The organism is Escherichia sp. KS167_9B (assembly GCF_030295215.1).
Lineage (GTDB): Bacteria > Pseudomonadota > Gammaproteobacteria > Enterobacterales > Enterobacteriaceae > Escherichia > Escherichia coli_F.
Genome location: NZ_AP025754.1, coordinates 3667326 through 3680018 on the forward strand (window position 1 = coordinate 3667326; position 12693 = coordinate 3680018).

The 12693-nt window shown below is 50.9% G+C and carries 7 protein-coding genes; all 7 read right to left on the bottom strand.

Annotated features, from left to right (window positions below):
• Positions 1–25 precede the first annotated feature (25 nt).
• Entirely contained in the window at positions 26–979 is a 954-nt protein-coding gene (gspC, locus tag QUE34_RS18415) for a type II secretion system protein GspC (RefSeq protein ID WP_000135097.1), read from the bottom strand.
• Between the two features lie 15 nt (positions 980–994).
• Positions 995–1405, bottom strand: a complete 411-nt coding sequence (gspS2, locus tag QUE34_RS18420; RefSeq protein WP_001332998.1) for a type II secretion system pilot lipoprotein GspS-beta — start codon at positions 1403–1405, stop codon at positions 995–997.
• A gap of 65 nt (positions 1406–1470) precedes the next feature.
• The gene (gene pppA / locus QUE34_RS18425; protein ID WP_001332999.1) at positions 1471–2280 is read right to left on the bottom strand and encodes a prepilin peptidase PppA; all 810 of its coding nucleotides are present in this window, start codon (positions 2278–2280) and stop codon (positions 1471–1473) included.
• Between the two features lie 733 nt (positions 2281–3013).
• Entirely contained in the window at positions 3014–7561 is a 4548-nt protein-coding gene (gene sslE / locus QUE34_RS18430; protein WP_001034569.1) for a lipoprotein metalloprotease SslE, read from the bottom strand.
• A gap of 494 nt (positions 7562–8055) precedes the next feature.
• Entirely contained in the window at positions 8056–9738 is a 1683-nt protein-coding gene (gene glcA / locus QUE34_RS18435; RefSeq protein ID WP_032303782.1) for a glycolate permease GlcA, read from the bottom strand.
• Positions 9739–10093: 355 nt separating this feature from the next.
• Entirely contained in the window at positions 10094–12265 is a 2172-nt protein-coding gene (gene glcB / locus QUE34_RS18440) for a malate synthase G (protein ID WP_000005019.1), read from the bottom strand.
• A gap of 21 nt (positions 12266–12286) precedes the next feature.
• Positions 12287–12691 (bottom strand): GlcG family protein, encoded by a 405-nt coding sequence (locus QUE34_RS18445; protein ID WP_000853256.1) that lies wholly within the window; start codon positions 12689–12691, stop codon positions 12287–12289.
• Positions 12692–12693: the final 2 nt, after the last annotated feature.

A 12693-nucleotide genomic window follows, 5' to 3' on the forward strand; every position in this document is an offset into this window, starting at 1 on the left:
AATGATTCTCCTGGATTAAATGCGGTTAGCGCAGCGCGATGGAAATGTCGTGGCGCGCACCCTTGCGTAAAACCGTAAGTTGAATGGAATCCATTGAAGGTAACTGCCGCATCAGAGCAATCATTGCTCGTGGATCAGTGAAATCCTGCTGATTGAGCGCAATGGCGATATCGCCTTCCCTGAAACCGCTGGCATCGAACAGAGAACGATCTGCCCCCGGCTTCACTGCATAACCGACAATTCCCTCCTTACGCACAGGCGTAAGCTGGATATAGTTAAAAATTTTCTGCGGATCTTTCGCCAGTGCCTGACGCACGGCAGCCGGGATCTCAACGGGCGCACTGGCAGCAGGCTCAGCAATAGCTTGCTTTGCTTCGTCACTGACGGCTTTTTTGTTGGTCACGGCTACGGTGGAACGCTCCTCTTCTGCCAGACTGAGCCGCTCTATTTTTCCCTGATAGCGCAGCATCACATGGTCGCGATTGATTTCCTCAATCACTGCGTTGTGAGAGCCAAGCCGTTCACCCTGCAAATAGACCTGCTGTTTGCCACCTTCTTCAATAACCGCGCCGGGTCTGGCACCAAAGGCGATCCCGCGCAGCACCACATTAAGACGCGTTTCTGCTACAGGTTCAGGTTGCTTTACCGGTGTGGCGACGCGCTGATATTTACCAAACCAGTTTTGCTGGCTGATTAATTGCACATCTTTTTTATCGAACGTTTTTACATCCGCATGGGGCTGTTTATTCACCCATTGAGAAACCGCCGTATATTCCGCAGAAAAGGAGAAATAGCGCCAGAGTGAATACGCCATTTTTGCAGAAATAATAAGCAGCATCAGCCAGAACATCGCGCGTACAATTTTGCGAAGATGCTCTTTGTTTGTATTAAGAGATTGTCTCTGGTTAAGAGTGTGACGAATTTTAGTCAGCCATTGAATGAGATAAATTCGTGCGTCACGAAAAACAACCCGCGCCAATTTATATACCCGACGTTATGCTTTGACTATTCCACAAGTAGTGCGATCCAGTTTCCGCTGATACTGGTTACCTGTACGTGTATCATTAATCGTTATGCTGTAATTAATTCCCTCGGTGATCATTAATTTCACCGTTGGGTCTGCACACATTTGTCGTTGGTAGCTGGTTAAAAAGGCGTCAGGCGTCTGCGTGGTCTGAGCACCCGCTTCGCTGATGATGGTCATTTTTACCGTCGTGCCGCTGCTTTGCGCCAGCACTAAGGTATAACCCGCAGATTTAATCGGCAGGTTTTGGCTGATATTTTGCGCCTGTTTTTTCGCCAGTAAACTGGCATTTTCATTATGGCTGGCACAGCCACTTAATAATCCTGTAGCGCTCAATAATAGCGATATTAATACCCTCCCTGGCATCTGTTTTATCGACATGGTAAATAATCTCTAAGGTTATTAATAAGAGTTAAAATGTCACTTTGATAATGACGGGGTTATCATTAAAACAATACCTGTAGATAAAGTGTTGCTATACCGCCCAGACTTAAACACGGTCCAAAAGGCAGTGTGGTTGATCCTCTTTTTGTAATAACGGCATATATCAGGCCGCAGCATGAGGCGATTAAAGCCACATTGGGCAGCGACAACGCGCCCACCCAGCCACCTAACGCGGCGAAGAGTAATACATCGCCCATGCCTAATGCTTCTTTACGCAGAATTATTCCGGCTATCCAGCGCAGGGAGTAAAAAGTGATAAATCCCACCAGGACGCCGGTAACTGCGTCTTGTAGCGTTAACGGACTCTGTTGCGCCCATGCCGCAATCAGTCCTGTCCACAATACGCCCTGAGTAAAAACATCGGGCAGCCATTGGTTATCAAGGTCGATGATGCTCGCGGCAATAAGCCAGGCGGATAATATCATCACCGCCAGCCCCCATCCACTTTCCGGCCAGACCAGACTCGCCAGCAAAAAAGCGAGTGCCGTCAATAACTCCACCAGCGGATAACGCTTGCTGATTTTCGCCTGACAATCACGGCAGCGCCCTTTGAGCATCAACCAGGAGAGCAGCGGAATATTGTCACGAACGCGGATGGTCTGCTGACAATGCGGACAGTGCGAACGCGGTAGCGCAAGGCTTATTTTTGACTGCGCACTCGGCATTTCACCGTGAAACTCCGCCATTTGTTGGCGAATCATGATGGGATAACGCCAAATCACCACATTCAAAAAACTGCCGATGATCAATCCTCCTACGGTTGCCAGTATGGGCATCGCCGCAGGGTATTGCTGAAAAACATCAAAAAGCATGGTTAAAGGTTATTTGTTGTAACTTGCCGGATGCGGCGTAAAACTCCTTATCCGGCCTACGGGTGTCTGCCAGCGCAAGTAATCGCGACTTTCCCTGAAGACCCGATAAGATGGCGCATAGGGCAAATGTGTTAACCCAATGCGCCTTATTTCATGCCGGATGCGGCGCGAGTGCCCGCCTTATCCGGCCTACGGGTGTCTGCCAGCGAAAATAATCGCGACTTTCCCTGTCTGTAGGCCCGATAAGCTGGCGCATCGGGCATATGTGTTGACCCGGTGCGCCTTATATCATGCCGGATGCGGCGCGAGCGCCTTATCCGGCCTACGGGTGTCTGCCAGCGAAAATAATCACGGCTTTCCCTGTCTGTAGGCCCGATAAGCTTGCGCATCGGGCAAATGTGTTAACCCGGTGCGCCTTATATCATGCCGGATTCGGCGCGAGTGCCCGCCTTATCCGGCCTACGGGTGTCTGCCAGCGAAAATAATCGCGGCTTTCCCTGTCTGTAGGCCCGATAAGCTGGCGCATCGGGCAAATGTGTTGACCCGGTGCGCCTTATATCATGCCAGATGCGGCGCGAGCGCCTTATCCGGCCTACGGGTGTCTGCCAGCGAAAATAATCACGGCTTTCCCTGTCTGTAGGCCCGATAAGCTGGCGCATCGGGCAAATGTGTTGACCCGGTGCGCCTTATTTCATGCCGGATGCGGCGCGAGCGCCTTATCCGGCCTACGGGCTTACTCGGCTGACATCTTATGCTCGGTAACCTGATTAATGGTTTCCGGCCCTTGCTGCGGTTTCGGCAGACCAAGCGCCGCGAGCGTCTCGTAAGCCGACGGGCTCACACCGCCCTCGAAGTTCATCTCGCTCGCCCCCGGCAGCTGGTAAGCATTCGCGCCCGGATTCCATTTCTTAAAGAATGCGGAAAGATCCGTCTGGGCGACCCAGGAGGCACACAGCATCAGCGTGTCCGCTGCGTTACCGTTGGATTCAGCACAGTAATTCTTGCCGCCAAAGGTTTTGTCGCCAACCTCATCACCGCGCGCTTTACGATGCATCAACTGGAACAGGTTCCAGCCCTTCATCCCTTCACGATCGCTGTAGAACTTAGGCAGGTTACCTTCTGGATACCACTTAGTGATATCAAAGTTTTTCTCAGCCCATTCCTTCAGCTGCGCGTACATCAGCAGACGGTCACCCGCACCGCCGCGCGCCCATGCCTGACCGTTGCTCTCCTCCAGATATTCCGGCGCAACGGTAATATCGTCAGCAACACGGTTCATCTTGCCGAGATAGCGATCCTGCATGTACAGCGCCAGCACGTTGTTCGCCACTTCGGTCGCGCCTGGAACAGTCAGCGGCGTTTCTGCGGCGTTATGCCCTACTTCATGCCAGATCAGCCAGTCGTTCAGCGGCGTCGTCGGCAGCGTGGTGCTGTTCGGCGAGAAGCTGCTGTTCATCACCGGATAACCAGAGTGCGCATCACCGATGGAGATCTGCACATCGTTGGTGAAACGATGCTTGTGGCCCGTCAAGTTTTTATAGGTAAACATCCGGTGCTTACCGTCTTCATCATTACGACCGTAGAAGTCATTCATCGAGCTGGCAAAGGTATCCAGTTCCTCAGCGAATTGTTTCAGACCGCCAGTGAAATTGCTGGCCTCAAGGTTCTTCTTCGGCGTGGTATAGACGAAAGCGTCTGATTCCAGCTCGCCCAGCGGCGCAGGGGATTTCAGATCGTTTTTCCATTTGCCGTCTTTATAGAACGGCGCTTTCACCACACCGGTAAAGGTGAAGTTGGCTGACTCATTCGTTTGGCTATCACCCTTGATATAAATCAGACCACCATAAGGCACCTTGAAAGTATCCTTGCCTTTGGCGTCAAGAGTAAACGTTTTGGTCACTCTTGGCGGACGGTTCAGCGCGACTTCATGCTTCTCACGTCCGGTCAGGTCGTCAGCCAGCGCCACGGTTACAGTCACAGGGACTGACGCGGTAGACTCAATGGTGAACTCTTTCTGAGCCGGAGCCCACAGACCAGTTGACTGCATGTTACCCGCAAACCATTTGGTCGGGTTCGAGTACAGACTGATGCTTTCAGTAACCTTCTCACCTTCAGCCGATACCGCCCCCGGATACTTCTCGACATCAACCTTGATGTTCAGATCCCACCAGGAACGCCCCAGCATCAGACGCGTCAGCGGTTTTTCCATATAGTTGAGCGGGTAGCTCGGGTTCATCATGCCCGCTTTGCTGCCTTCACCGTAGATCATCTTGTTATCGATCAGCGATTGTTTCAGCTCTGCGGAGCACTGCGTGCCACCATCGTAAGCATCGTTGGCGTAGCAGTTCAGGAACTCGGTGAACGTTTTAAAGCCCAGCTCGTCTTCCTTGCCGCTTTCATAGCGATATTCAATTTTATTCCACAGCCAGACCGACATGTTCTGGTACAGACGTTCCAGATCGACGCTGTTCAGACGCTCACCTTTGCGACCATTGGTCCGGAAGTAGAGCTCATGCTGATACAGGCGCTGAATGTTGGTGCCTAAATCCGCAGCCTGCACCATCGCTTTCGCAGTGTCGGCGCTGAGATTCAGTTGCGTATAGCGCGGAACATACATGCCCCCGGTTACCGGAACGTTCGTACCAGGACGGTATTCCAGACAGTTGACCTCGTAGTGGTATGTCGAATCCTTACACTCCTGTAATCCAGGAAACTTCTCAACGATTTTTGCCTTTGCAGCATCCAGAGATTCTTTTGTTGTATATTCCGCTTCATCAATAAAGGCATAACGCGTTACCTGTTTGCCCTCAACTTCCTCCTGCCAGCTCGCAACTTCCAGTTTCGGCTTGTCATCAGGCTTGTTGTCTTGCTGGTATTTCCAGGTCACTTCCCCTGTATTTGGGTCGATGGTGTACGGCGGTTGCGCGCCGTCTGCAGCAGGATAACGTTCATAAACCCAAATGCCAGTCGCGCGACGCTGACGAACGCGATCCGGATACCCTTGAGGATCGTTATTCACCACCGATTTGTTCAGTGCCATTGACAGGCCCGCTGCATCCAACAGACGCACAAAGCCAGACGCGCTCTCTTCCTTAAGATTGCTCATCACGTTTTCCATGATCAGCACCGAGCCACCTTTGTTCAGATAGGCGATCAAATCGGTCACATCCTGCTGGGTCAGCTTCGGTTTGCTGGTATCTGCACGCAGAGGCACTGCATAGGGATCGCCCCCCACCTGAGTCACATACTCAAAGCCGTTAAGGATCAGCAGCGGCATTGCCTGCGGATCGAGATCGCCATAGCTACTTAAATGCTCAACAGAGATACCCGCGAAATCCGGATGGAAGCCGAACTCAGCACTGTTTCCTGTAACCTGCCCATGTTTTTTGAAATACACCGTGTCCAGGTTAGTACCCACGGTCATATTGGATTTTGCATCCGGCAACCAGCGATCATTTGACAGATAGCGCAACACGTTCTGCATAAAGTGCTTCATGTCATCCGAGTCGCTGTTGAGCGTACACTGTCCATCTTTATTAACGCTCCCGTTCCAGCTGTAACCGTTCGGGCAACGCAAAATGCTGTTGTAGTGCGGGTTACCGATAACCATCAGTTTGCCCTCACCGACTTGCCCCAGCGAGATAAACGGCAGGTTGAAAGTGGCAGTTTCGCGTGTCACGTTCTCCGGGCGCACAATGGAAGGCGCTTCAGTAATGTACGCCAACTCATTTTTATCCCAGGCGCGTTTTTCGCCAAACGCCAGCCAGTAGTTTTTATCATTACGCGCCATCAGAATCGGGAATGCCGCGTTGGAGATATTCACCACTGCCTGACCGCGCGCATTGCCGGTGCTGCCATAGAAGTTGGTAGAGTCATGGAAGACGTGGAATTTCGTCACAGATTTGTAATCTTGATCCACACCCCACAGCTTGTTGATAACGCCCTGAATCTGACCTTCGTTAACATTGCGTGCTGTCAACGAGAACCAACGTTGAGAGTTGCAGCCCCCAAGGGAGTCACAAATCGCCGTATCAATCTCTTTAGCCTGCCCGGATTTAAGCTGCTCAAGAAATTCGTTTGTCCGCGGAAAGTTTTGATCGCCTTCGCTCAACGCCTCGCCATTGGATAACGAGAGATTGATAATCTCGTTGATCACGTTGGGATACTCGGCAAAGACCTGGCGCACGACGTCAGGCACTTCACGCTCATCATTTTTTCCGGTCTGGGAATAACGATGAATAAGTTGATCGATATTCGCGCCGCGAACTTCGTCGCCCAGCTCAGTCAATGCAATGGTCGACTTATTGCCGCGCACTGAGCCCAGTTCAAAGGTGTCGATACCAAAGGAGATGGTTTCGCCCCAGCTGAAGTTGAATTTGCCATTTTCGCCAGTTACACCACGGCCTGAGCTGGTGTAGTAATTTACGCCAACCACACCATTGCCCATGCTATCTACCAGTCGACCTTCGGAGAGAATGATTTCCGTAGGTTGATACTGATAAAACTGTTCCGCGTTAGCCGACACGAAGGAAGCGTTCAGATCCGGTTGTGTTCCCGGAGTGGTGACTGGCACGACCGGTGAAGTATGAGTGGATGGCGCTTTATCGGTCGCGGCATTGTTTTCCACCTCTTCATTGACCAGCTTTTTGAACTCTTCCGGTGCCAGATCGATTTGCTTATACAGCGAGTCGAAGCGTTTACTCTCGATCACCGAGGAGAAAGTCAGACAAACTTGTTCTGTATTCGCCGGACAGCTGTTACTGGACGTTACCAGCGAAACCGCATTGTTTTTCTTGTCATCGGAGCCCGCCAGTTCTTGCGCGTCCTCAAGGCTAAACGACACTTTTTCAACCGCACGCAGGCTACGCGCAGCTTCTGACTGAGTGTTGAAGGTGGCAATTGTCGTGTTACCCGCCACGCAAGTAACGTCCTCGCCAGGTGTAAAATTAAAGCCGTCGCTGTTTTCACCATTACATTTAGCACCGACTACTCGCTGGCTTCCGCCCAGGGTCAGATAACCTGTTTTCGTCGGAACAGGTTCTGGCTCCGGTTCTGGTGTTGGCTCTGGATCAGGAGTCGGATCCGGCGTAGGTTCAGGGTCCGGCGTCGGCTCCGGGTTTGGCGTTGGATCGGGTTTCACTTCCGGTAAAGACCCAGTTCCAGAATCTACAGGCGGAGTATCGGAGGAAGAACCTGAACCGCCGCCATCACAACCGGTTAATAAGGTTGCGCTTAAAATAGCCGCTAAAAGCGATTTTTTATATTTAAATTTCTTATTCATTAATAACGCAAGTGACAAAATATAGTTAAAAAATTCGTAACTGGGGAAATAGTTTTATGTTTTATCTTCTCTAATAACTTCCTCCATTCTTAAAAAACTGCATTATTGATAACGAAACAGGTGAAATTTATAAGAATATCCCCTATTCGATGTCAGACGGGGTATTTATAAAAAGATTCAACAAACAAAAAAGTAACAATTATTCACAATGTAACTATCCCAATTTGTTGATAGTTTTAACGATTGCGATTGCAAAAGCAACAGATAGCACGGTGTTTGCTCATCAAGCGAACACAATTAATACAGACTTGTTTTGCGTGACAAAAAAATAGATATTCTCACCCCCTTAATTATTTAGCGAGTTATCTGAACATGAAATATTATTTATGCATGGATAATAAACCGTGAAATGATTTTACAATTATTTAGCCAGAATAATGAAACGAGAATAGAAAGAAGCCGGATGATATTTACGATCATCCGGCTGTATTGAATTACGAAATCAACATACCGGTAAACACATACGCCTGCAGCAGGGTGATAATGCCGATAACGCTGGCAAAAATCAGACTGTGCTTCACGGTGTAGCGAAACAGTTCAGATTCTCGGCCCACCATGCCCGTCGCGGCGCAGGCCACGGCGATAGATTGCGGGGAGATCATCTTGCCGGTTACGCCACCGCTGGTATTTGCTGCCACCAGCAGAGTGTCAGAGACGTTGATTTGCTGCGCCGTGGTCGATTGCAGTGAACCAAACAGGGCGTTAGAAGAAGTGTCCGAGCCGGTAAGGAATACCCCCAGCCAGCCGAGGAATGGCGAGAAGAACGGGAACATTACACCAGTACCCGCCAGTACCAGCGCCAGCGTGGTGGACATACCGGAATAGTTGGTGACGAAGGCAAATGCCAGCACCATCCCAATCGACAATATTGGCCACTTCAGGCTAATTAGCGTTTCGGCAAAGACGCCAATGCCTTTCTTGATCCCCACGCCGAGGATGAAGATTGAGATAATCGCCGCAATAAAAATAGCGGTACCGCCAGCAGAGAGGGGGTCGAATTTAAACACCGCATCCATTGGCGTTGGCTGAGCGACAATGGGTGCCGCTTTCAACACTTGTTGATGCAAATGAGGGATCTGGAAATTAATCACCAGCGAATAAAACGCACCGCCCGGAGCAAATAACGCTTTAAATGGTTTCATCGTCCAGATGGTAACCAGTACCGTTAAGATTAAAAACGGTGACCATGCACGAATGATTTGCCCCAGACTATATTCTGAAGGCACGGGACCGCCAGAAGATGGCTTATTTACCACCATCGCACCTGCGGATTGCCCCATGCTGATTGCCGTTTCGGTATTTTTCGGCCGCCAGACTTTAAGGAATAAAGCGAGTGAGACAATACTCACCAGCGCCGAAGTAATATCCGGCAGTTCCGGACCAATGTAGTTAGAGGTAAAGAACTGCGTGACAGCGAAGCTTCCCCCTGCAACCAGCGCCGCTGGCCACGTCTCTTTCACCCCTTTCCAACCGTCCATCATTGCCACCAGCCAGAATGGCACAAGAACCGACAGGAACGGTAACTGACGTCCCGCCATTGCGCCAATATCAAACGGATCGATTCCCGTTACCTGACCAGCGACCAGAATCGGCACGCCCAACGCACCAAACGCCACCGGCGCAGTGTTGGCAATCAGACACAACCCCGCCGCATATAACGGTTTGAAGCCCAGCCCCACCAGCAGAGCGCCTGTAATCGCCACCGGCGCGCCAAAGCCAGCCGCTCCTTCCAGCAGTGCGCCAAAGGAGAAACCAATCAGTAACACCTGCAAACGCTGATCGTCGGTGATGGAGATAACCGAACTGCGGATAATATCAAACTGCCCGCTGGCAACGGTTAATTTATACAGGAATACCGCCGCGACAATAATCCACGCAATAGGCCATAATCCATAAATAAAGCCATAGCCCGCAGCAGCAAATGCCATATCAATTGGCATTTTAAAGGCGAATATCGCAATCAGGATAGATAATATAAGGGTTATTGCTCCAGCAACATGCCCTTTCAGACGTAATACCGCGAGTGCAACGAAGAAGAATATTATCGGGATCAGGGCGACCAGAGCGGATAGCCCCAATCCTCCCATCGGCATATACATTTGGGTCCAGGTAACCATATTGTTCAGTCTCTTATTATCTTTATATACTTGATATATTTAAGGTTTGTAATAAGCAAAAGAGGACTGAACTGTAAAATATAGGCGTTATACTTTACAGCAACAGCACGCCGCTAACGCAATTGCTACCTCTGGCATAACAAGTATATCGGGTAAGGGTTTCTGTTCCGCACACACAGGCGCAGAGTATCGTAAAGATGTCCATAATGTTGTTTTAATCCCGCTAGTGATGCGCTACGGGTATTTAATATTGTTAAACCCTGATAATCGCTCCGGTTATTTCCGGGATAAATATACTACCGCAGTTACTATCATAGCCCCGACAATAAAACTTGCCGGGGCTTTTTTGATGCTATTAATGACTTTCTTTTTCACGTAAACGCCAGGCGTGTAATAACGGTTCGGTATAACCGTTTGGCTGTTTCACGCCGAGGAAGATCAAATCGCTGGCAGCTTTAAAGGCACACGAGTTAGCGAAATTCCCGACCATCGGACGATATGCCGGATCGCCAGCATTTTGCTGATCCACCACTTTCGCCATGTTCTCCAGCGACGCATGCACCTGATCTTTGGTCAGAATACCGTGACGTAACCAGTTGGCGATATGCTGGCTGGAGATACGCAACGTTGCACGGTCCTCCATCAGCGCCACGTTGTGAATATCGGGTACTTTTGAACAACCAATCCCCTGCTCCACCCAGCGCACCACGTAACCCAGAATCCCCTGCACGTTGTTATCCAGCTCTTGTTGGATCTCTTGTGCCGACCAGTTAGCGTTTTCAGCAACCGGAATGGTCAGCAGATCGTCCAGCAGCGGTTCAAATTCAGCATTGAACTCGGTCTGGGCAATGTTGGCTTGCACGCTCTGTACGTTGGTTTGATGGTAGTGCAGCGCATGGAGTGTAGCGGCAGTTGGCGACGGAACCCAGGCCGTGTTCGCCCCGGCACGTAACTGATCGCCCTTCTGGCTGTACATGTCTGCCATCAGATCCGGCATTGCCCACATCCCTTTACCGATTTGCGCTTTACCGCGCAGCCCGCAGAACAGGCCGGAAAGCACGTTGTTGCGCTCGTAGGCTTTGATCCACGGCGTCGATTTCATCTGGTTTTTACGCAACATTGGGCCCGCTTCCATCACCGAATGCATCTCATCGCCAGTACGGTCAAGGAAACCGGTATTGATAAACGCCACGCGGTTGCTCGCCTGAGCGATACAACTACGCAAGTTCAGCGAGGTCCGGCGTTCTTCATCCATAATGCCCATTTTCAGGGTATTCGGTTTCATACCAAGCATTGTCTCAATGCGGGTAAACAGTTTGTTGGCAAAAGCCACTTCCTGTGGACCGTGCATTTTCGGTTTCACAATATAAACGCTGCCGGTACGCGAGTTTTTCTGCACTTTTAAGTCGTAGAGGGCAATCGCACCAGTCATGACGCCATCAAGAATACCTTCCGGAATTTCATTACCTTCGCTGTCCCAAATCACAGGAATGGTCATCAAATGACCTACGTTGCGGATAAACAGCAGCGAACGTCCGTGCAGAGAAATTTCAGAGCCATCGGCGGCGGTGTACTGACGATCGTCATTCAGTTTACGCACGATTTGCCGACCGTTTTTCTCCATTTTCTCTTGCAGAGTCCCCTGCATCAGGCCCAGCAGGTTGCGGTACAGTAGGATTTTATCTTCCGCATCAACCGCCGCGACCGAATCTTCACAGTCGAGAATGGTACTGATAGCAGCTTCGACGATAACATCGTTGATGTGCGCCGGATCGTCTTTGCCAATCCGCCCGTTGGCATCGATTTGTAGCTCAATATGCAGGCCGTTATTTTTCAGCAAAATGCAGGTCGGCGCAGCAGTATCGCCACGGTAACCGACAAACTGTGCTGGAGTACGTAACGTGCTTTCTTGACCATTTTTCAACTGGATACGTAATTGTTTGTCGACCACGCTAAACGCCACCACATCCTGATAGCTGCCATTTTTCAGCGGTAGTGATTCATCGAGGAAACGCCGAACCCAGGCGATAACCTGCGCACCGCGCTGCGGATCGTAGCCGCTGACCATCGCCCCTTCCTGCGGGATGATGTCGCTGCCGTATAACGCATCGTACAGTGAGCCCCAGCGCGCGTTCGCCGCGTTCAGCGCGTAGCGGGCATTCATTGCCGGAACCACCAGCTGTGGCCCCGCCTGGCTGGTGATTTCGCTATCAATGCCCGTGGTTTCCACCGTCACGTGCTCCGGTTGCGGCACCAGGTAACCCAGTTCACGCAGGAAAGATTTATAGGCCGCTTTATCTTTTACCGGCCCCGGATTGCTGCGATGCCACTCATCAAGCGCCGCCTGAATGCGATCGCGCTCTGCCAGCAACTGACGATTTTCTGGTGCCAGATCGTGAACAATCTCATCAACATTGCGCCAGAACGCGGCAGCATCCAGTTCCACGCCCGGCAAAACTTCTTCATCCACAAAACGTTTAAAGTCGGCGTCAATGCGTAAACGGCCCTGGGTTATGGTTTCGCTCATCATTTATCTCCTCGTTTTCGCTTATTTCGCCAACACCGCTGCTGCCGCTTTCGCGACCTGCGCATCCTGTGCTCCGGTTAAACCAGAAACGCCCACGGCACCAATAATTTGCCCATCCACAACAACCGGTACGCCGCCTTCCAGCGACGTCAGTAACGGCGCAGTCACGAACGCGGTACGTCCGTTGTTCACCATCTCTTCATAGCCCTTAGTTTCACGACGCCCCAGCGCGGCGGTACGCGCTTTCTCCTGGGAGATGTAAGCCGCAATTGGCGCGCAATCATCCATGCGACTTAACGCCAGCAGATGACCGCCGTCATCGGCAACAGCAATGGAAACAGACCAGTTATTTTTCTGCGCCTCTTCCTGACCTGCGGCAATAATTGCACTCGCCATTTGCTGGCTAAGAATGACTTTAGTTTTCATTT

Coding starts and splice junctions, on each gene's coding strand:
- glcA (WP_032303782.1), bottom strand. CDS start 9,738: ATGGTTACCTGGACCCAAATGTATATGCCGATGGGAGGATTGGGGCTA.
- glcB (WP_000005019.1), bottom strand. CDS start 12,265: ATGAGCGAAACCATAACCCAGGGCCGTTTACGCATTGACGCCGACTTT.
- sslE (WP_001034569.1), bottom strand. CDS start 7,561: ATGAATAAGAAATTTAAATATAAAAAATCGCTTTTAGCGGCTATTTTA.
- gspS2 (WP_001332998.1), bottom strand. CDS start 1,405: ATGTCGATAAAACAGATGCCAGGGAGGGTATTAATATCGCTATTATTG.
- pppA (WP_001332999.1), bottom strand. CDS start 2,280: ATGCTTTTTGATGTTTTTCAGCAATACCCTGCGGCGATGCCCATACTG.
- QUE34_RS18445 (WP_000853256.1), bottom strand. CDS start 12,691: ATGAAAACTAAAGTCATTCTTAGCCAGCAAATGGCGAGTGCAATTATT.